At 69.1% G+C, this 19,974-nt stretch carries 21 protein-coding genes; 10 read left to right on the top strand and 11 right to left on the bottom strand.

Annotated features, from left to right (window positions below):
• A partial coding sequence (locus AACZ35_RS04820; RefSeq protein ID WP_339826668.1) for an acetyl-CoA C-acetyltransferase occupies positions 1-1,085 on the top strand: 1,085 nt, incomplete at its 5' end.
• Here the strand turns inward: AACZ35_RS04820 and AACZ35_RS04815 are convergent.
• From AACZ35_RS04815 to AACZ35_RS04805, 3 genes are read right to left on the bottom strand one after another with little or no spacing between them, the layout of a single operon-like run.
• Positions 1,082-2,329 carry a heme biosynthesis HemY N-terminal domain-containing protein gene (locus tag AACZ35_RS04815; protein WP_339826666.1) on the bottom strand — a complete coding sequence of 416 codons (1,248 nt, stop codon included), beginning with the start codon at positions 2,327-2,329 and terminating at the stop codon, positions 1,082-1,084. The genes AACZ35_RS04820 and AACZ35_RS04815 overlap by 4 nt on opposite strands.
• Positions 2,326-3,339 (bottom strand): uroporphyrinogen-III C-methyltransferase, encoded by a 1,014-nt coding sequence (locus AACZ35_RS04810; RefSeq protein WP_339826664.1) that lies wholly within the window; start codon positions 3,337-3,339, stop codon positions 2,326-2,328. The genes AACZ35_RS04815 and AACZ35_RS04810 overlap by 4 nt, the downstream gene beginning before the upstream one ends.
• 30 nt (positions 3,340-3,369) lie before the next feature.
• Positions 3,370-4,146 (bottom strand): uroporphyrinogen-III synthase, encoded by a 777-nt coding sequence (locus AACZ35_RS04805; RefSeq protein WP_339826662.1) that lies wholly within the window; start codon positions 4,144-4,146, stop codon positions 3,370-3,372.
• 39 nt (positions 4,147-4,185) lie between these two features.
• Between AACZ35_RS04805 and AACZ35_RS04800 the strand changes: the two genes are divergently transcribed.
• The 5 genes from AACZ35_RS04800 to AACZ35_RS04780 all read left to right on the top strand — a co-directional run bounded on the left by AACZ35_RS04800 (position 4,186) and on the right by AACZ35_RS04780 (position 7,231).
• Positions 4,186-4,635, top strand: coding sequence for a YiiD C-terminal domain-containing protein (locus tag AACZ35_RS04800; protein WP_339826660.1), 450 nt, complete (start codon positions 4,186-4,188; stop codon positions 4,633-4,635).
• A gap of 32 nt (positions 4,636-4,667) precedes the next feature.
• Positions 4,668-5,099 (top strand): hypothetical protein, encoded by a 432-nt coding sequence (locus AACZ35_RS04795; RefSeq protein WP_339826658.1) that lies wholly within the window; start codon positions 4,668-4,670, stop codon positions 5,097-5,099.
• Between the two features lie 67 nt (positions 5,100-5,166).
• On the top strand, positions 5,167-5,598 hold the full coding sequence (locus AACZ35_RS04790) for a rhodanese-like domain-containing protein (RefSeq protein ID WP_339826656.1): 432 nt from the start codon (positions 5,167-5,169) through the stop codon (positions 5,596-5,598).
• Positions 5,599-5,684: 86 nt separating this feature from the next.
• Positions 5,685-6,194 carry a protein-export chaperone SecB gene (secB, locus tag AACZ35_RS04785; RefSeq protein WP_339826654.1) on the top strand — a complete coding sequence of 170 codons (510 nt, stop codon included), beginning with the start codon at positions 5,685-5,687 and terminating at the stop codon, positions 6,192-6,194.
• A 14-nt stretch (positions 6,195-6,208) separates the two neighbouring features.
• Complete coding sequence (locus AACZ35_RS04780; RefSeq protein WP_339826652.1) at positions 6,209-7,231, top strand: NAD(P)H-dependent glycerol-3-phosphate dehydrogenase; 1,023 nt, start codon at positions 6,209-6,211, stop codon at positions 7,229-7,231.
• A gap of 103 nt (positions 7,232-7,334) precedes the next feature.
• Here the strand turns inward: AACZ35_RS04780 and AACZ35_RS04775 are convergent, their stop codons facing one another.
• From AACZ35_RS04775 to AACZ35_RS04745, 7 genes are all read right to left on the bottom strand, one after another.
• The gene (locus AACZ35_RS04775; RefSeq protein WP_339826650.1) at positions 7,335-7,910 is read right to left on the bottom strand and encodes a hypothetical protein; all 576 of its coding nucleotides are present in this window, start codon (positions 7,908-7,910) and stop codon (positions 7,335-7,337) included.
• A gap of 147 nt (positions 7,911-8,057) precedes the next feature.
• Positions 8,058-8,597: a hypothetical protein gene (locus AACZ35_RS04770; RefSeq protein WP_339826648.1), complete on the bottom strand. Its 540-nt coding sequence runs from the start codon at positions 8,595-8,597 to the stop codon at positions 8,058-8,060.
• Between the two features lie 204 nt (positions 8,598-8,801).
• Positions 8,802-9,350 carry a diffusible signal factor-reguated Ax21 faimly protein gene (locus tag AACZ35_RS04765; protein WP_339826646.1) on the bottom strand — a complete coding sequence of 183 codons (549 nt, stop codon included), beginning with the start codon at positions 9,348-9,350 and terminating at the stop codon, positions 8,802-8,804.
• Between the two features lie 110 nt (positions 9,351-9,460).
• Positions 9,461-9,925 carry a tRNA (cytidine(34)-2'-O)-methyltransferase gene (locus AACZ35_RS04760; RefSeq protein ID WP_339826644.1) on the bottom strand — a complete coding sequence of 155 codons (465 nt, stop codon included), beginning with the start codon at positions 9,923-9,925 and terminating at the stop codon, positions 9,461-9,463.
• A 42-nt stretch (positions 9,926-9,967) separates the two neighbouring features.
• Positions 9,968-10,195 carry a hypothetical protein gene (locus AACZ35_RS04755; protein WP_339826642.1) on the bottom strand — a complete coding sequence of 76 codons (228 nt, stop codon included), beginning with the start codon at positions 10,193-10,195 and terminating at the stop codon, positions 9,968-9,970.
• Positions 10,196-10,298: 103 nt separating this feature from the next.
• Positions 10,299-11,081, bottom strand: a complete 783-nt coding sequence (locus AACZ35_RS04750; RefSeq protein ID WP_339826640.1) for a hypothetical protein — start codon at positions 11,079-11,081, stop codon at positions 10,299-10,301.
• Positions 11,075-11,788 carry an SDR family oxidoreductase gene (locus AACZ35_RS04745; protein WP_339826638.1) on the bottom strand — a complete coding sequence of 238 codons (714 nt, stop codon included), beginning with the start codon at positions 11,786-11,788 and terminating at the stop codon, positions 11,075-11,077. Before AACZ35_RS04745 ends, AACZ35_RS04750 begins: the two co-directional genes overlap by 7 nt.
• 99 nt (positions 11,789-11,887) lie before the next feature.
• On the opposite strand from AACZ35_RS04745, the gene AACZ35_RS04740 reads away from it, so the two are divergent.
• The 4 genes from AACZ35_RS04740 (at position 11,888) to AACZ35_RS04725 (ending at position 19,002) form a co-directional block, all read left to right on the top strand.
• The gene (locus AACZ35_RS04740) at positions 11,888-14,746 is read left to right on the top strand and encodes a pitrilysin family protein (RefSeq protein ID WP_339826636.1); all 2,859 of its coding nucleotides are present in this window, start codon (positions 11,888-11,890) and stop codon (positions 14,744-14,746) included.
• Positions 14,747-14,840: 94 nt separating this feature from the next.
• Positions 14,841-15,230 carry a DUF4156 domain-containing protein gene (locus AACZ35_RS04735; protein WP_339826634.1) on the top strand — a complete coding sequence of 130 codons (390 nt, stop codon included), beginning with the start codon at positions 14,841-14,843 and terminating at the stop codon, positions 15,228-15,230.
• A gap of 102 nt (positions 15,231-15,332) precedes the next feature.
• Positions 15,333-16,349: a 3-oxoacyl-ACP synthase III gene (locus tag AACZ35_RS04730; RefSeq protein WP_339826632.1), complete on the top strand. Its 1,017-nt coding sequence runs from the start codon at positions 15,333-15,335 to the stop codon at positions 16,347-16,349.
• 127 nt (positions 16,350-16,476) lie between these two features.
• A complete protein-coding gene (locus AACZ35_RS04725) occupies positions 16,477-19,002 on the top strand; it encodes a TonB-dependent receptor (RefSeq protein WP_339826630.1) in 2,526 nt (841 codons plus the stop codon).
• Positions 19,003-19,066: 64 nt separating this feature from the next.
• Here AACZ35_RS04725 and AACZ35_RS04720 read toward each other — a convergent pair.
• On the bottom strand, positions 19,067-19,974 hold a 908-nt coding region (locus AACZ35_RS04720), incomplete at its 5' end, for an ornithine cyclodeaminase (protein ID WP_339826628.1).

Raw genomic sequence — 19,974 nt, 5'->3', positions numbered from 1 at the left:
ACTGGAACATCGGTCGCGAAGCCACGCTCAGCTCCGGCCTGTCGCCGGCGACGCCGGGCATCACCCTGCAGCGCGCCTGCGGCACCTCGCTCGACACGGTCATCACGGTGGGCAACAAGATCGCCCTGGGCCAGATCGAAGCCGGCATCGGCGGCGGTTCCGACACCACTTCCGACGTGCCGATCGCGGTGAACAAGCGCCTGCGCCGGCGCCTGCTCGACGCCAACATGGCGCGCAGCCTGGGCGCGCGCCTGAAGGCCTTCAAGGGCTTCCGCTTCAAGGAGCTCACCCCGGAATTCCCGGGCGTCGGCGAGCCGCGCACCGGCAAATCGATGGGCGAACACTGCGAGATGATGGCCAAGGAATGGGGCATCACCCGCGAAGCCCAGGACCAGCTGGCCTATGAGTCGCACACCAAGGCCGCGATGGCCTACGAGCGCGGTTTCTTCAAGGACCTGGTGGTGCCCTTCCGCGGCGTCGAGCGCGACAACATCCTGCGCCCGGACACCACGGTGGAAAAACTGGCGACGCTCAAGCCCGCCTTCGACAAGACCTCGGGCAAGGGCACGCTGACCGCCGGCAACTCCACGCCGCTCACCGACGGCGCCTCCGCGGCGCTGCTGGCCAGCGAAGAATGGGCCGCGGCCCACGGCCTGGAAGTACAGGCCTACCTGGTGGACGCGCAGGTGGCCGCGGTCGATTTCGTGCACGGCGAAGGCCTGCTGATGGCGCCGTGCTGGGCCGTGGCGCAGCTTCTCAAGCGCAACAATCTTTCGCTGCAGGACTTCGACTTCTACGAAATCCACGAAGCCTTCGCCGCCCAGGTGCTGTGCACCCTGAAGGCCTGGGAAGACCCCACCTTCTGCAAGGAAAAGCTGGGCCTGGACGCGCCGCTGGGCAGCATCGACCGGGAGAAACTCAACGTCGTCGGCAGCTCGCTGGCCGTGGGCCATCCCTTCGCCGCCACCGGTGCGCGCATCGTCGCCACCGCCGCCAAGCTGCTCAAGGAAAAGGGCAAGGGCCGCGCGCTGATTTCCGTGTGCACCGCCGGCGGCATGGGCGTCGCCGCCATCATCGAGCGCTAGGGCGGCAGCAGCGGAATACCGTGCGCGTTGCGCACCTCGGCCACGGCCGAGTCGGCGATCTGCTCGCGCAGACTGCGCCCGCCCAGCGCCAGCGGCGGTTCTTCGCGGCCCAGGCGCAGGGCATTGGCGTAGGCGATCTGCGCACGCCCGGCGTCACCCTGGGCGGTGAACACATGCCCCAGGCTTTCCCAGGCATCGGCGCCGGCGCCCTGGGCGAGGGCGCGGTGCAGGTAATCCTCGGCCTTGCCCCACAGCGCCTGCGTGCGGCACAGGCTGCCCAGCGCGGTCAGCAGGCCGGGGCTGGACGGGTGCGCAGCCAGCCAGGCTTCGGCGCGGCCCAGGCGTTTGCCTTCGCGGCCCGGCGGCAGCCGGCCGAACAGCGCGGCCAGCGATTCATCCCAGTTCGCTTCCAGCGCATCGGCCACGGCGTGGGCGCCGGCGTCTTCCATGCCAAGGGCAGCGGCGCGCTGGGCGAAGGCGCTGGCCACCGGCGCGGCCAGGCGAAGCCGCTGCGGCAGGGCGTGCCAGCGCTGCTGCAGTTCGTCGGCCTGTGGGGCCTGGTCGAGCGTGGCGGCGGTGATGCGGATTTCCAGCGCGGCCAGCGCGTCGGCGTCGGCGACCTGGTCGCGGCGCAGCGCGCCGAGCGCGGCCTGGGCATCCATCGCGCGGCCGCTGGCGACCTGGGCTTCGGCGCGCAGCCAGGCGGCGCGCGGCGGCAGCGGCCCGGGCTGGCCGGCAAGCACTTCCAGGCTTTCGTCGGCCTTGCCCTGGGCCAGCAGGCGTTCGGCCTGTTCCAGCGCAGCGGCGCCGGGGTCGTGGGCCAGCAGTGCGGCGTGGTGGCGGGCGGCGGCTTCGGCGTCACCGCGGGCGTCGGCGGCGCGGCGCGCGCCCAGCAGGGCCGGCGTGCGCAGCGCGGGTTCGGTGGCGGCCTTGGCCAGCAGCTGTTCGGCGCGCTGCCAGCGGCCCTGGTGCAGGGCCTCGAGGCCACTGACCAGGCGGCTGCGGGCCAGCTGGTGCGCATGCCGGCGCCAGGCCTTGAACGGCAGCCGCAGCAGCCACCACAGTGCCCACAGGGCGAACCACAGCAGGCCCCAGGCCAGCACGAAATAAGCCAGCGTGGTCGTGTAGGTCAGGCCGCGGTAGCGCACCACCACGTCGCCAAGGTCCTGCGAGAACCAATGCCAGCCCAAGGCGCCCAGCACGGCCAGCGCCAGCCACCACAGCAGGCTGCGGTAGAGGTTCACGGCGTGGCGTCCCGGCCGCGGCGCAGGTCCCGCAGCTGCTGCAGGGCGGCGCCGGCGTCGGGCAGGGCCGGCGACAGCGGTCGGTCGGCCAGGGCGCGCAGGCGTTCACGGCGCTCGCGCAGCGTCGCGTCGTCGGCGTAGAGGCGCTGCAGCCACTGGTCGACGCGGGTCAGGCTGGCGCGGAAGGCAGCCTCGTCGCGGCGTTCGAGCGCGGTGCGCGCCAGGGCCAGTTCCAGCGCCAGCGTGGCTTCACCGGTGGCGCGGTCGGCGGGGGAAATCAGGTCCTGGCTGCTGCTCGGCCGCACCTGCACCAGCGCGTCGAGGATGCGCTGCCAGCGCGAATCGCCTTCGGCGGCGGCCGGTGGCGCGCCGGGCGCGCGGCTCGACAGGCGCGGCAGCGTGGCTTCCAGCGCATCAAGTTCGCCGGCCGCTTCGTCGCGCGGATCCACCGGCAGCGCACGCAGCGCCGAGATTTCCTGGGCCAGGGTCTGGCGCAGGCTTATGAACTGCGGGTCGGTCATCGCCGCCAGCGCCTGCTGCGCCAGCACCAGCGAACGAATCGCGCCGTCGATGTCGCCGGCGACGGCCAGGCGCGCCTGGGCCAGGCCCAGCAGCAGCTCGACCTCGTCCAGGCGCAGGGCCTCGGCGCCTTCGGCAGCCTGCGAACTGACTTCGCGCAGATTGTCTTCGAGGATGGCGGCGCGCTGGCCCAGGCCAAGCACTTCCTCGCGCAGCAGGCCGGTGCGGGCCTGGGTGTCGCCCAGGCGCTGTTCGATGGTCTGCTGGTTGCGGCGCAGCGAGGCCGTGGCCTGCTCGGTTTCGAGCAGGCGCGCGTCCAGGGCTTCGGGGCTCAGGTCGGGGCCGGCGTCGGCGACCTGCGCCTGCTGCGTCCACCACCACCAGCCGCCGACGGCGACCAGTGCAAACACGGCCAGCGCCAGCAGCCAGGCCAGGGGGCCAGTGCCGCGGCGGGAGCGGGAATCGGGAATGTCGTCGTGCTCGGTGTCCACGGGGGCATCAACTCGGGAATCAAGGCCATGCTACCGGAAGCGACCCTGGCCAACATCGGCCGCCAGTGCGTCAACCATGGTCGCCGGGGCGGCGCCGGGGGCCAGCACGATCGACTGGAAACCCAGGCCGGCCAGGTGCGCGGCGAGGCGCGGGCTGCTGGCGACCGCGGGCCGGGCCCGCAGCGCCGTGCGGCCGCTTTCGTCCAGTCGCCGCCACAGGCCTTCGAAGGCTTCCTGGCTGCTCACCAGCAGGGCGCTGGTTTCCGGCAGCTTGCGCAGCGTGCGCAGGCGACCGGCGCTGGGGTGCAGGGCCTCGCGCCGGTAGACGTTGGCGCGGTGAACCTGCGCCCCGCGATGGGCCAGGGTTTCGGCGATCAGGCCGCGGCCACCGGGCGCGGTGACCAGGCCCACGGCCTCCGGCGGTGGCTGCAGTTCGGGCAAGGCAAGCAGGGCTTCGGAGTCGGTGCCGTTTTCCGGCACCCGCACCTCGTCGATGCCCGCCCGCTGCAGGGCCTTGGCGCTGGCTTCGCCCAGGGCCAGCCAGCGCTGGCCCGGCGCCGCGACCAGCGGCAGCTGCCGGCGCGCGAACTGCACGGCGGCGGGACTGGTGACGATGACCAGCGGGCAGGCCAGCGCCGCCTGCAGCGCCGGACCGGCCGACTGCGGCCGCAGCGCCAGCGTCGAGATCGAAAGCGTGCGCGCGCCAAGGGCCGTGGCCGCGCTCCGCACCGGTGCGTGGCTGCCCGAGGGGCGCAGCGAGATGACGTACCATCCCGCCAGCGTTGGCGCAGGCCGAGCCTTGTCCATGCCGCCAGCTTCGCACAGCCCCCGGGGAAACGGCACCGCATGTCCGAGCTCGATCACCTCAATGCCCATTACGACGCCATGCCGCCGGTGCGCGCCATGCAGGTCCGGGCCGTTTCCTACGACGGCAAGGTCCTGCGGCTTCAGGCGCCGCTATCGCACAACGTCAACGACAAGGCCTGCGCCTTCGGCGGCAGCCTGGCAAGCCTGATGACCCTGGCCGGCTGGGGCCTGATGACCCTGAAGCTGCGCGAAGCCGGCATCCGCGCCGAGGTCTACGTGGCCGACAGCCAGGTGCGCTACCTGGCGCCGCTGTACGCCGACCTCGAGGCCAGCGCCCGCCTGGCCGACGACGTCGACTGGCCGTCGGTGCTGCAGGCCTGGCAGACCCGTGGCCGCGCCCGCGCCGGCATCACCGCCTCGGTGGCCGGCCCGGACGGCACCGTGGTGGCCGACCTTCAGGGCCGCTTCGCCGCGCTGCGGCCGGCCTGAGACGCCGGGGCCCGGGTGTGCATAATGGCCCCATGAAAACGACCCTTCGTTCCATGCAGTCCGGCCTGGCCGTGGTGATGGTGCTCGTGATGGCGCTGGCGGCATGCGCCACTCCCGGCCAGCGCAGCCCGCGCGACCAGCTGCTCTACGACTACGTCAGCGCCGTGCGCTGGAGCGACTTCGACGCCGCGGCCATGTTCCTCGACCCCGAGCTGCTGGCCCGCCAGCCGATGACCGACCTCGAGCTCGAGCGCTACAAGCAGTTCCAGGTCTCGGGCTACGAAGTGAAGTCGGCCAGCGAGCCGGCCGAGGGCGAATACGCCCAGGTGGTGGAGATCCGCGTGGTAAACCGCCACACCCAGGTCGAGAAGATCATCACCGACCGCCAGCTGTGGCGCTGGGACGCCGAGGCCAAGCGCTGGTGGCTGGTCAGTGGCCTGCCCGATCTCGACGCCGCCCGCTGACCGGTTTGGCCGGGGACCCCGGGGGGCCGCATAATGCCGGCCCCCACGTTGCCCTGAAGCGCCGTCCATGGATCGCCTGATCGATTTTTTCCAAGCCAACCTGCTGCTGTCCCTGGCCCTGCTGGGCCTGACGGTGGCGCTGGTGTTCACCGAAGTCGCCCGCCTGTTCCGCGGCTTCAAGGGCATCAGTCCCTCGCAGCTGACCCATCTGATCAACCACGAAGACGCGCTGGTGCTGGATATCCGCGGCCAGGGCGACTTCGAGAAAGGCCACATCATCGGCTCCCGGCACCTGTTGCCCAGCCAGGTCGATCCCGAAGGCAAGCTGCTGGCCAAGGCGAAGGAAAAGCCCGTGGTCGTGGTCTGCGCCGCCGGCATGACCGCCACCGGCGTGGCCTCGCGCCTGGTCAAGGCCGGCTTCAAGCAGGTCAGCGTGCTCGAAGGCGGCATCGGCGCCTGGCAGCAGGCCAGCCTGCCGCTGGCCAAGGGCAAGGCCTGATCCTCCCTTTCCGGCGGTTTCGCCCGGCTGCGGCCGGCATGCGATAATCCCGGGTCTTTCATCGTCTTCATTCCCGGAGTTCCACCATGGCCGAGCAGAACAACGGCGCCGCCGCCGCCACCGCCCCGAACGACCAGCAGGCGCAGTTCACCATCCAGAAGATCTACGTCAAGGACATCTCCTTCGAGGTCCCGAACTCGCCGCAGATCTTCAACGAGCCCGGCCAGCCGCAGCTCGAGCTCAACCTCAACCAGAAGGTCGGCCGCGTCGCCGACGGCCTGTTCGAAGTCGTGCTGCACGTCACCCTGACCTGCAAGCTGGCCGACAAGACCGTGTACCTGGCCGAAGTGCAGCAGGCCGGCCTGTTCGCCCTGGCCAACTTCGACGACCGCACCCTGGACATGATGCTCGGCACCTACTGCCCGAACGTGCTGTTCCCGTACGTGCGCCAGACCCTGGGCGAGCTGGTGTCCAACGGTGGTTTCCCGCCGTTCTACCTGCAGCCGATCAACTTCGAGGCGCTGTACGCCGAAGGCCTTCGCCGCCGCGCCGAACAGGGCCAGGGCGCCCAGGCCCCCGAGGCCGGCAACGCCTGAAGCCGGACGCGCCGATGAACTCGGCCAAGCCGTCGTTCGCCGTGCTCGGGAGTGGTTCCTGGGGCACGGCGCTCGCTTCGCTGATTGCCCGCAACGGGCACCCGACCACGATCTGGGGGCGCGACGCCGCCCAGGTCGAGGCCATCGCGCGCACGCATGAAAACCCGCGTTACCTGCCGGGCATTGCCCTGCCGGAATCGCTGCAGGCCAGCACCGACTTCGCCGCCACCGTCGCCGGTGCCGACTTCGTGCTGGTGGTTACGCCCAGCCACGCCTTCACGCAAACCCTGCGCGCGCTGGCGCCGCACCGGCGCAAGCACGCCGGCGTGGCCTGGGCCACCAAGGGTTTCGAGCCCGGCTCCGGGCGTTTCCTGCATGAAGTCGCCGGCGAAGCCCTGGGTCCGGGCGTGCCGCTGGCCGTGGTCACCGGCCCGTCCTTCGCCAAGGAAGTGGCGCAGGGCCTGCCGACCGCGGTGACGGTGCATTCGGATGACGAAGGGTTTGCCCAGGACGTGGCCGAATCGCTGCATGGCGCCGCTTTCCGCGCCTACACCGGCAACGACATGCTCGGCGCCGAACTCGGCGGCGCGATGAAAAACGTACTGGCGGTCGCCACCGGCGTCGCCGACGGCATGTCGCTGGGCCTCAATGCCCGCGCCGGCCTGATCACCCGTGGCCTGAACGAAATGCTGCGGCTCAACGTCGCCATCGGCGGCAAGGCCGAAACCCTGATGGGCCTGGCCGGCCTGGGCGACCTGGTGCTTACCTGCACGGGCGACCTGTCGCGCAACCGCCGCCTGGGCCTGGCCCTGGGCCGCGGCCAGTCCATCGCCGAAGCGGTGGCCGCCATCGGCCAGGTGGTCGAGTCGGTGCAGACCGCCGACGAAGTCATGCGCCTGGCCGAACGCTTCGGCATCGAACTGCCGATCTCCGCGCTGGTGCGCGAAGTGCTGCACGGCCACATCACGCCGGTCGAAGGCCTGAAGATGCTGCTGGCCCGCGATCAGAAGCCGGAGTTTCCCGAAGGCCTGTTCTAGGCTGGGGAGCCCTGTAGGAGCGGCTTCAGCCGCGAAGTGGTTCTTTGCCAAAGGCAAAGTCAAAAGATTCGCGGCTGAAGCCGCTCCTACAGGGTGGCGTTGTTTAGAAGCTGGCGCGCACGCCCAGGCGATAGGTCTGCACGTCGTCGCCGAAGGTGACGTCGCCGCTGATGCCCCAGGTCTGGTTGAGCTTCACCAGGGCGCCGACGGTGCCGCTGAAGCCGCCGTCGAGGAACTCGTCGCCGTCGACATAATTTGCCTTGAGCAGGCCCTCGAAGCGTTCACCCAGCGCGCTGCGAACGCCGATGGAAGCGCGGTAGCCCTCGACGCCGACGATGCCGCTGCCGTCGGTGGTGACGAAACCGGCGAGCTCGTCCTCCAGATAGGCCGCCTCGCCGAACAGCAGGGTGGTATTGCTGAGCGCGTGGGCATAGCCGAGGCCAAGCTCCCAGGCATCGAGCTTGCCCGGCGAGTTGTCCAGGCCGGCGCGCGAATAACCACCCAGCCCGTAGAGGCCGGTGTCGCCGAACGCGAACGAGCCGCGCAGGCCGTGGCCATCGGCGTCACCGTCGATGTTGATGTAGTCGGCTTCGATCCAGGTCGTGGAGGGTGCTTCCTGGGCCTGTGCGGCGGACGTAGCGGCAAGGGCCAGGGCGATGAGAAGGGTCTTGGTTTTCATACATTCCTTTGTCGTGGATGCCTGCCTTTCGCGGGCCTTTGAAGTATCGAAATTCAATCGCAACCGGTGATTAACCCGGGTCCGCGCCGCGGCGCGATTTTCAGCCACCGTTTCAGGCCGGTATGGCTGGCGCTGCGTTCAGCTTGTTCAGTCAGGCGCAAAAAAGCCCGGCCGGAGCCGGGCTTTCGTGATGCCCCAGGTCGGGGTCAGCTTCACCAGGCCACCGACGGTGCCGCTGAAGTCGCCGTCGAAGTCGTCGCCATCCACGTAGTTCGCTTTCACCAGGCCTTCCAGGCGATCGGTGAGGCCACTGCGCAGGCCGACCGAGGTGCGGTAGCCGTTGCCGTCCAAGGCGCCGCCCGGCACCACGACCTCGGTGTCGAGGTAGCTGGCTTCGGCGAACAGGTCGGTGCGCTCGTTCAGCGGATGCGCATAACCCAGGCCGAGCTCACGGCCGTCGAGCTTGAGCGGCGAGTTGTCCACTTCCAGGCGGGTGACGCCGGCCAGGCCATAGACGTTGGACTCGCCGAATTCGAACGAGCCGCGCACCGCGTGGCCTTCGGCATCACCGTCGGCGTTGACGTAGCTGCCTTCGACCCAGGTGTTGCTGGGGGCTTCCTGCGCCTGCGCGGCGAACGGCAGGGCAGCGGCGAGGGAGAGGGCAATCGCGAGGTTCGAACGTTTCATGGGGGGATTCCTTTCGTTGGGGGGACGCCCGGATGTTTCCCGGGCAGGCACGAGTATTGGTGTCGCGCCCGAACTTGCGGTTAACGACGGCGCGAAACTGAAGGAACCCGGGGCTGAACGTGTTCAGCTAGTGCGATGCGTGATGAACGCGGCAAACAAAAAGCCCGGCTTTCGCCGGGCTTGATGCAAAGCTAAAAGACAAGATCAGAAGCTGGCGCGCAGGCCGAGCAGGTAGGTCTCGCCGCCGTCGCCGGCTTCGATTTCGCCGACCACGCCCCAGGTCTGGGTGAACTTGTACTGGGCGCCGACGGTGGCGCTGAAGTCGCCGTCGAAGTTGTCGCCGTCGGTGTAGTTGGCCTTGATCATGCCCTCGAAGTTGGGCGAGAACGAACCACGCACGCCGACCGAGGCGCGGTAGCCGTCGAGATCGCCGAAGCCGCTGACGTCCGAGTTCAGGTAGGAGATCTCGGACAGCAGGTCGACGTTGTCCGACAGCGCGTGGGCGTAACCCAGGCCGATGTCAAAGGAGTCGACGTCGATGTTGCTGTTGTCGATTTCAACGGTGTTGAAGCCGCCGAAGCCGTAGAAGTTCGATTCGCCGAACTCGAGCGAGCCACGCAGGCCGAAGCCATCGGCATCGCCGTCGACGTTGAGGTAGTCGGCCTCGACCCAGGTGTAGCTGAGCTTGTCGTCGGCCTGGGCGGACAGCGGCAGCAGGGCGGCAAGGGCCAGTGCAATCAGGGAGCGCTTCATCGTTTTGGGTTCCGTTTTTTGTGGGGCCCCGTTGTACGGGGTGAGCGGAGTATCCGGTTGCCACCACAACGGAGGATTAACGAAGCGCGTTTTTGCCCGTACCCCTGTCGTCAGTCATGGTCTGCATAACCAAGCTGTCGCCAGGCTTCGAACACCGCAACGGCGACCGCGTTCGAAAGGTTGAGGCTGCGCTGCCCGGCACGCATGGGCAGCGTCAGTCGCTGCTCGTCGGGAATGCCCGCCATGACGTCCGCGGGCAGTCCACGGGTTTCCGGACCGAACAGCAGCGCGTCGCCGGCGCGGTAGTCAACGCGGTCGAAACGACGCGTCGCGCGTGCACTGAAGGCGAACACCCGCGTCGGCCCGAGCGTGCGCAGGCAGTCATCGAGCGAGGCATGTTTCTGCACGCGCGCCCACTCGTGGTAATCGAGCCCGGCGCGGCGCAGCCTGGCGTCGTCGAGCTCGAAACCCAGGGGTTCGACCAGATGCAGGTGGGCGCCGGTGTTGGCGCAGAGCCGGATCACGTTGCCGGTGTTGGGCGGGATCTCGGGCTGGTAGAGGATGACGTGCAGCATCGCGGCATTATCGCCGCGCCCGGGCCTGCCCGGGTGGCGGAATCAGGAGGCGCAGTTGAGCCGGCGCGTCAGCACGCCCAGGTCGCCGGGCATGCGCGCCAGGCCCAGCGGGCCGGCGTCCTGCCGGGCCGGATCGCAGCCCAGGCCGGCGGCCACCACGTTTTCCACCACCTCGCCCAGGCTGGGCGGCGGCAGGTGCATGGCCAGCAGGCCGACGGCAAGCAAGGGCAGGGCGAACAGGCTGCGTCGAAGTTGTTTGTCGTAGGTCATGGGAAGCTCCCAGGGCGGTCTTGCCATGGAAATAGCAGGAACCGTGCCAAACCCACGTTTACTTTAAAATCAAAGGATTAGCGCGCCCGGGCAGTGTCCGCGATCAGCTGCGGACACGGCAGGCGGACAGGGGCTCGGACGCCATGGCCTGCCACCGGGCCTCGTCGGCCGGCTGCGCCGGACGCGGGAAATCGATGCGCGCCTGCAGCTGGTCATCACCCTGGTCGTCGCGCAGGTTGCTCAGGCCCTGGAACCACAGCAGGCGCCGGCTTTCGCGCCCGTAGGCGACGTCGATGTGCGGCGCCAGCAGGCCGAACAGGCCGCCCAGGCGCAGCCGGAAGATTTCGGCGCCCTCGCCTGCGGCTTCGCCGCTGCCGCGCCGCCGCACGGTGAAGCCGTAACTGTCGAGCCGCGAGGGCACCGCGAACTCCAGCGGCACCGTTTCGCCGGCAAGCAGCGGCTGCCACTGCCGGCGGATGAATTCGTCGAAACCCGCGTCCGCGACCAGGCCGGCGCCGGCCTCCAGCGTCGCGTTGCGCTCGTCGTCCCCGGCCGGGGACTGCACCCACAGCTGCGCCTCGTCGCCGATCCGGCGCAGGCCTTCGCGGTAGCCAAGCCGCACATCCTCGAAATGGAAGGCCGGCGCCAGCGCCGAGGCGGCGTAGTCGACGCGCTTGCGGGCGAAGGCGGTGCCGTCGGCGCAGCGGTAGACCACCAGGCGCTGGCGCAGCTGCTGGTCCTGGTGCCTGAGCAGGTGGTCTTCGGTGTAGAGCAGGTCGCCGGAGTCGGGGTCGCGCGCCGCGGCTTCCTGGAAACCCAGCGCGGCCAGCGCCGGCAGCGGCACCAGCGCCAGGCAGGCCAGCAGCAGCTTGCGGGCGCTCACCATGGCAGAGGCCCGCCATTGCGATCGACGAATTCGCCGGCGCCCAGGTCCTGGCGGCGGTCGAGCATTTCCAGCAGGTCGTGCACCGATTCGCGCGCGGTCAACGGGGCCTTGTCGCCGCCCATTTCCGTGCGCACCCAGCCGGGGCTGGCTGCCAGCACGCCAATGCCCAGGGGCGCGAGCGCGTGCGCCATCTGCACCGTGGCCATGTTCAGCGCCGCCTTGCTGATGGCGTAGCTGGGCGTGCCGAAGGACGTCGCCAGGGCTATGGCGCCCAGCCGCGAGGAGATGTTGAACACGCGCGGCCGGCGGCCCCGGGCCAGCAGCGGCGCCAGCGCCTGGGCCAGCATCAGCGGCGCGACGGCGTTCACGCGCAGGGTGTGTTCGAGCACCGCGGCCTCGAGATGGCCAAACCGTTCGCCCGAAGGCAGCACGCCGGCGTTGTTTATCAGCAGGTCGATGGCCGGGTGGCCGGCTGCGACTTCAGCCACGAAAGCCGCGCGCGAGCGTTCTTCGGCGACGTCCAGCGGCACCACGTGCACATGGCCGGGGTAGGCGCCGGCCAGTTCGGTCAGGGCGTCGGCGTGGCCGGGCTGGCGGCAGCCCGCCACCACGCGGTCGCCGCGCGCCAGCAGCTGGCGCGTGAATTCCAGGCCCAGGCCGCGGTTGGCCCCGGTGACTACGACAGTTCGCGCCTTGTTCACGTCCATGCCTCCGACTATGGCCTACGGCCTAGTGTATGGCCCGTCAAGGCAGGCTAGGATTCAAGGCTGCCCGACGTCCCGAACCGATTCCACAGGAACCCACGCATGACCCAGACCCGCCAACCGCGCCTGCGCGCGCTCGTGCTCGCCCTTGGCTTTGCCGTGGCTGCCCTCTCGCCGGTGCACGCCAGCGAACAGGCCGCCGTCGCCGAAGCCGCCGTGAAGGCCGACATCCCCTTCGAGCAGTTCACCCTGCCCAACGGCCTGCGCGTGGTGGTGCACACCGACCGCAAGGCGCCGGTGGTGGCGGTGAACATCTGGTACCACGTGGGTTCCAAGAACGAACTGCCGGGCCGCACCGGTTTCGCGCACCTGTTCGAGCACCTGATGTTCCAGTCCAGCGAAAACCACGAGGGTGAGTTCTTCACGCCCTTCGAACTGGTCGGTGCCACCAACCAGAACGGCACCACCAACTCCGACCGCACCAACTATTTCCAGAACGTGCCGACCACGGCCCTGGACATGGCGCTGTGGATGGAATCGGACCGCATGGGTTATTTCCTGGGCGCGGTCAGCCAGGACGTGCTGGACGAACAGCGCGGCGTGGTCCAGAACGAAAAGCGCCAGGGCGAGAACCAGCCCTACGGCCAGGTCTTCGAGCGCCTGCTCAAGGCCAGTTATCCCGAAGGCCATCCCTACCGCTGGCCGGTCATCGGCTCGATGAGCGACCTCAACGCCGCCTCGCTCGAGGACGTGCAGCGTTTCTTCAAGTCCTGGTACGGCCCGAACAACGCCGTGCTGGTGCTGGCCGGCGACATCGACCTGGCCACGGCCAAGGAAAAGGCCACCAAGTACTTCGGCGCCATCCCGGCCGGTCCGACCCTGGCCCAGCCGGCGGTCGACCCGGCGCCGCGCACCACCTCCACGCGCGACGAATTCACCGACCGCGTGCCGCAGGCGCGCGTCTACCGCACCTGGAACATCGCCGAGTTCGGCAACGCCGACGTCGAACGCCTGCAGCTGCTGTCGCAGGTGCTGGGCGGTTCGCGTGCCTCGCGCCTGGACAAGCGCCTGGTGCACGGCGACAAGATCGCCGACCGGGTGTCGACCTCCGCCTGGGGTTCGCAGCTGGGCGGCATGTTCTACATCCAGGCCGACGTGAAGCAGGGCGTCGAGCCGGCCGTCGTCGAAAAAGCCATCGAAGAAGAGCTGGCGCGCCTGCTCGCCGAAGGCCCGACCGCCAGCGAGCTTGAACAAGCCCGCACCATCTTCAAGGCCGGCTTCATCCGCGGCATCGAGCGCATCGGCGGCTTCGGCGGCAAGGCCGACGCCCTGGCCGAGTGCACCGTCTACATGCAGGACCCGGGCTGCTTCCGCGAAGGCATGGCCACCATCGAAACCGCCACCGTCGCCGACCTGCAGGCCGCCGGCCAGCGCTGGCTGACCAAGGGCGACCACACCATGGTGGTGACGCCGGGCGAACGCGTCGCCACGGTCGAGGAAGAAAGCGCCTCGCATCCGGACATGGACCCCGTGCCGCCGGCCGACCCGAAGTACAGCACCGTCGAGACCGACGTCGACCGCAGCCAGGGCCCGCCGGTCACCACCGAGTTCCCGGACCTGGTGTTCCCCGAACTGCAGCGCTCGACGCTGTCCAACGGCGTCGCCGTGGTGCTGGCCGAACGCCCGGGCCTGCCCATCGTGCAGATGAGCCTGCAGCTGCCCGGCGGCTACGTCGCCGACACCTGCCGCAAGCTCGGCACCGCCAGCTTCACCATGGGCATGCTCGACGAAGGCGCCGGCAAGTACGAAGCCCTGGCCTTCGGCAATGAAGCCGAACGCCTGGGTGCCAACCTCGGCGCCAGCGCCGCGCTCGACGGTGCCAGCGCCTACCTGTCGGCACTGAAGGAAAACCTGGACGAGTCGGTGAAGCTGTTTGCCACCATGCTGCGCACGCCGCGCTTCGACCAGAACGAAATCGAACGCGTGCGCCAGGGCTGGATCTCGACCATCAAGCAGGAAAAGGCGCGTCCGAACTCGTCCGCCCTGCGCCTGCTGCCGCCGCTGCTGTACGGGGAAGGCCATCCCTACGCCATCCCGTTCTCGGGCACCGGCGAGGAAGCGTCCATCGCCTCGCTGACCCGCGACGACCTGCTGGCCTACCACCGCGACTTCGTGCGCCCCGAAGGCGCCACGCTGATCGTGGTCGGCGACACCACCATGGCGGAAATCGTGCCGGTGCTTGAGAAGCACCTGGGTAGCTGGAAGGGCCAGGGCGAAGCCCCGGCGCTGCCCGAGATTGGCAATGTGGACTTGCCGGCCAAGCCGCGCGTGTTCCTGGTCGACCAGCCGGGCGCCATCCAGGCCAACATCTTCGTCGGCCAGCTGGCGCCGTCGACGATGGACCCGAAGGCGACCGAGTTCGAGATCGCCAACTCGGTGCTGGGCGGTGAGTTCAGCTCGCGCCTGAACATGAACCTGCGCGAGGACAAACACTGGGCCTACGGCAGCTACAGCTTCGTGCAGGCCGCCATGGGCCAGCGCCCGTGGCTGGCATTCGCGGCGGTGCAGATCGACAAGACCGCCGAGTCGATGGCCGAACTGCAGCGCGAGATCAGCCAGTACGCCACCGGCGAGGTGCCTGCCAGCCCGGAGGAAGTGGCCAAGATCCAGGCCAGCGAGATCCGCAGCCTGCCGGGTTCGTACGAAACCGCCGGCGCCGTGCTCGGCGCCATCGGCGGCATCGTTCGCTACGGGCGCCCGGACGACTACGTGGTGCAGCGCCAGCAGAAGATCGAAGGGCTGACCCCCGAGGTCGTCAACGCCGCCGCCGGCACCATCCAGCCCTCCGCCCTGACCTGGGTGGTCGTGGGTGACCTGTCGAAGATCGAGGAAGGCGTCCGCGGCCTGGACCTGGGCCAGGTGCAGGTGATCGACGCCGACGGCAAGCCCGTCGCGGAGTAAGCGCCGCGATACATTGCCGGTTCAGCACGGGCGGGGCGACAATCCCGCCCGTGTCATTTCTGACATTCCGTGTTTTGCCAAGGGAGTACGCCGCATGCGCCATCTCGTGATTTCCGCCGTCCTCGTTGCCGCACTGGGTGGCTGCACCTGGGTAAAGATGGCGCCGGGCGGTGCCGCGGTGAAGGTGGTCGCCGCCGGCCAGGACATGTCTGCGTGCGAAAAGCGCGGCGAAGTCTCGGTGTCCGTGCGCGACCGCCTGGGTCCCTACGAGCGCAACGACATCAAGGTGCGCGACGAACTCGAAACCCTGGCCCGCAACGAGGCCCCTGGCCTGAATGCCGACACCGTGCAGCCCAAGGCCGAGCCCGACGACGGCGAGCAGCGTTTCCTGGCCTTCCGCTGCCGCGGCGCGGCCCCGGCCGCTGCCCGGGCGGGCACCGCGGCCACCGACGGGACGGCCGAAACCTATCCCATCGAAGACTGAGACGAGTCTCCCGCCTTCACGCCCCGCCCGGCCCTTAAGTTGAGCGCTCGGGGCGAAACGGGTAACTTTGACGGGTTTCCCTAACGCTGGGCATGCCCGCTTATGCTGTTCAAGAACGTCTCCATCGCCGGCCTGGCGCACATCGATGCCCCGCATCGCCTGAGCTCGGCCGACATCAATGCCCAGCTCCAGCCCACCATGGACCGGCTGGGCATCAAGACCGACGTGCTGCAGGACATCGCCGGCATCTTCGCCCGTCGCCTCTGGGACGACGAGGTCCAGGCCTCCGACGCCGCGACCCTGGCCGCCGAAAAGGCCCTGGCCGACGCCGGCATCGACCGCGCGCGCGTCGGCCTGCTGGTCAACACCTCGGTCAGCCGCGACTACCTCGAGCCGTCCACGGCCTCGATCGTGTCCGGCAACCTGGGCCTGGGCGAAAACTGCCAGAACTTCGACGTCGCCAATGCCTGCCTGGCCTTCATCAACGGCATGGACATCGCCAGCCGCATGATCGAGCGCGGCGAAATCGACTACGCCCTGGTCGTCGACGGCGAAACCGCCAACCTGGCCTACAAGAAAACGCTTGAACGCCTCAGCGGCCCGGACGTCACCGAGGAACAGTTCCGCAACGAACTGGCCACGCTCACCCTGGGCTGCGGCGCCGCCGCGATGGTGCTCTCGCGCAGCGAGCTCACCCCCGACGCCCCGAAGTACAAGGGTGGCGTCACCAAGGCCGCCACGCAGTGGAACACCCTGTGCCGCGGCAACCTCGACCGCATGGTCACCGACACCCGCATGCTGCTCATCGAGGGCCTGAAGCTGGCCACCGCCACCTTCGGCGCCGCCCGCCAGGCGCTGGGCTGGGTGGTCGAGGAACTCGACGAGTTCGTCATCCACCAGGTCTCGCAGGTGCACACCCAGGCCTTCATCAAGGCCTTCGGCATCGACCCGAAGAAGGTGCTCACCATCTTCGCCGAGCACGGCAACATCGGCCCGGCCTCGGTGCCGATCGTGCTGAGCAAGCTCAAGGAAATGGGCCGCCTCAAGAAGGGCGACCGCGTTGCCCTGCTGGGCATCGGCTCGGGCCTGAACTGCTCGATGGCCGAAGTCGAGTGGTAAGCCGTCCTTAGCAGGTCAGCGAAAGAGGCCCACTTCGTGTGGGCCTTTTTCTTATCGGGCCCGACGCTATTTCATTCCGGCACGGCAGCGACTAGCTTGGCGGGAGCCCCCTCGGACCCAGCCCTAAATGCGCAAACACCTCCTGGCATCTTCCATCCACGTCGCGGTCGCCTGCGCGCTGGCCAGTGGCAGCACTTTTGCCCAGGCCGGGCTTGAGCCCGCCACGGCGACCGCATCGCGCCTGGCGCAGGCGGCGGACGCCCTGCCGGTGATCGTGATCGACCGGGCGCAGATAGAGGCTTCCGGCCATGTGCTGCTCGCGGACGTGCTGCGCGACCTGCCGCAGGCGTCCCTTGGTAATTTCCGGCCGCAGTCGGGCTCCACCGCCCAGGGGCTGGCCGGCATCGACCTGCGTGGGCTCGGACCCGGGCGCACGCTGGTGCTGGTGGACGGCCGGCGGGTGTCGCCCAGCCCGATGAACGTCAGCAGTGGCAGCGACCTCAACGTCATCCCCCTGGCCATGGTCGAACGCATCGAGGTGTATGCGGCCGGTGCGTCGGCGATCCATGGCGCCAATGCCGTCGGCGGCGTCGTCAACCTGGTGACCCGGCGTGGCTTCAACGGCGCCGAGCTTCGCGTCGGCCATGCCGCCAGCGAAGTCCGGGGAGGCGACCTGGATGACATGTCGGTGGTGTTCGGCGCGAGCTCGGAGCGCACGCGCGTCATGGGCGGCGCCGCAAAGGCGCAGCGCGGCATGGTGTTCACCCGCGACCAGATCGGCGGGGACGTGCCCGGCGTCGGCCTCTACGGCAACAACTACTACGACTGGAATACCCAGCAATTCGCGCCAGTCCCCGGGTTCGACTGCACCCAGGGCGCGTTCTACGAACTGTCGACCGGCTTCTGCAATTTCGACTTCAACCAGGTGGCCGCCAACGAAGCCAAGCTCGGCAACACGTCCGTCTTCCTGCGCGGCGAGCACCAGATCAACGATCGTTGGCAGGTCAACGCGGCCGCGAGCGTGACGCGTGCCGAGTCGTTCGGGCGTTACGCACCGACGCCAGGCAACGTTGTCGTGGACGACGGCACGCCCAACGACATCAACAACGGCGTAGCCTGCGGCCCCGGTGGCTGCGCGCCGGGAACCACCGACGGCTTGCCGACCTACTACTACCACCGCTTCGCCGCTGCCGGGAACCGGGACAGCAGCATGGAAGTCGTCCGCGGCGAGTTCCTGGTCGGATTCCAGGGGGCACTGACCGACCGCCTGGACCTGGAAGTGGGCCTTCGTCGCACCGACGAAAAGCTGATCGACCTGGGGAGTGGCTACATCGTCTCCGACCTCGCCAACCGGCTGGCGAATGATGGTAGCTACGATCTTTCCGATCCCTTCGGCGCCTCGCCGGAAGTGCTGTCCTCGCTGCGGGCGACGATCAGCCGTGAAGCCCGCTGGCAGGAAGACACCGCCTACGCCACGGTGCATGCCTCGCTGTTCGAGATGGCCGGCGGCGCTTCGCGGGCGGCTTTCGGCATCGAGCGGGTGACCAGCCGCTACCGCGACAACTACGACAGCCTGTCCGAGGCCGGGCGCATCCTGGGCACCGCCGGCAACTCCGCCGGCGGCGACCGCGACTTCAACGCGGTGTTCGCGGAATGGCGCCTGCCCTTCACGGCCAGGCTGGACCTGACGCTGGCGGCCCGCCACGACGACTACGACCGCCTCGACAGCCAGCTCTCGCCCCAGGCCAGCCTGCGCTGGCAGCCGCTGGACATGCTGACGCTGCGCGCGCAGTGGGGGCAGGGCTTCCGGGCCCCGGGCCTGGACATCACCACGCAGCGTCCGGTGCCGTCCACCGAGATGATCAACGACCCGCTCACCTGCAGCCTGCTCGGGCAGCCGTTCGACTGCCTGGTGGGCGTGCCTGTGGTGGCCATCGGCAATCCCCTGCTCGATTCGGAGGAATCCGAACACCTCGGGCTTGGCGTAGTGTTCCAGCCGCTCGAGGCGCTGCGGCTGTCGCTCGACTACACGCAGATCCGCGTCGAAAACACCATCGACCGGTACCAGGCACAGGACGTGGTCAACTCCGATCTCGATCCCTCGACATTCGGGCCGCTTCCTGGAGGCCTGGGCGTATACCGGGCGGCCAACGGCAGCGTGCGTGAAATCGTTGTCGGTTACGGCAACGGCGGCGCCACCGAAGTTGAGACATTGGATCTGGTGGTGGCCATGGACCTGGGCCTGGGCCGCTACGGCGAGCTCGACAGTGAACTGACGGTGTCGCGCCTTCTGCGCTGGGAGCGGTTCAGCGCCGCCGGCTTCGGGTCCCGCTTCGAGGGCCTTCTTGGCTTGCCCGAGACGCGGGCCCAACTGGCCACGACCTGGACACTGGGTGACCTGAGCCTGGCCTGGCGGGTCCACGGCATCGAGGGCCAATCCAGCGGCAGTGCCAACACCACCGTCGGCAGCTATGTCACGCACGACCTGCAGCTGGCCTGGAAGTCGCCTTGGAATGCGAGCATCGCGGCCGGCGTCACCAATGCCGGCGATCGTTATCCGTCGCTGCGGGCGTACGACGGCCGCCCGTTCAATTTCTACCTTTACGACGCCTACGGCCGCACGCCCTACCTGCGCTACACGCAAACGTTCTGAGGACGCGATGCCTGCGTCCGGCCCGGCGAAGGCCCGCCCGGTGGCGGGCCTTGCCGCCTCGGGCTCAGGCTGCGTGCTTGCGGACAGCCTGCGGCGTCGCGGCCAGCTCGCCGAACAGGTTCTTCGGGTCGCGCAGGGCGGGAATGAGGTCGGCGTCGCGGCCCAGGCCCATTTCCATCGCGCAGTCGCGCACCAGGCGCAGCGCCGAATAGTCTTCCAGCGCGAAGCCCACCGAATCGAACAGCGTCACTTCGGCGTCGTGGCGGCGGCCGGAGGCCTGCATGGCCAGCACGCGCCACAGTTCGGTAACCGGGAAGTCGGCCGGCATCTGCTGCACTTCGCCTTCGATGCGCGACTGCGGCTCGAACTCGACGAACACCGAGGCATTGGCCACCACGCCGGTGGCCAGTTCGGTCTTGCCGGGGCAGTCGCCGCCGACGCCGTTGATGTGCATGCCCGGTTCGATCATTTCCGGGGTCAGGATGTCGGCATTGGCCTTGTCGGCGGTGACGGTGGTGACGATGTCGGCGCCGCGCACGGCCTGGGCCACGCTGTCGCTGCGCAGCACGCGCAGGCCCGGCGCGGCCGCGGCCAGGTTGCGCACCAGCTTGTCGGTCGCCGCGGCGTCGACGTCGAACACCCGCACTTCTTCGATGCCCAGCAGGTGGTGGAAGGCCAGGGCCTGGAACTCACTCTGGGCGCCATTGCCGATCAGCGCCATCGTCTTTGAATCCTTGCGCGCCAGCAGCTTCGCGGCCATCACCGAGGTGGCGGCGGTGCGCAGCGCGGTGGTCAGGGTCAGTTCGCTGATAAGCGTCGGCATGCCGGTATCCACGTCGGCCAGCACGCCGAAGGCGACCACGGTGGACAGGCCCAGTTTGGTGTTGCCCGGGTGGCCGTTGACGTACTTGAAGCTGTACTCCTTCGCGTCGGCCACCGGCATCAGCTCGATCACGCCGCCTTCGGAGTGGG

The organism is uncultured Arenimonas sp. (assembly GCF_963976025.1).
In the GTDB taxonomy this organism is placed as follows: Bacteria; Pseudomonadota; Gammaproteobacteria; order Xanthomonadales; family Xanthomonadaceae; genus Arenimonas.
This window is presented reverse-complemented; position numbering and strand designations above follow the sequence as displayed.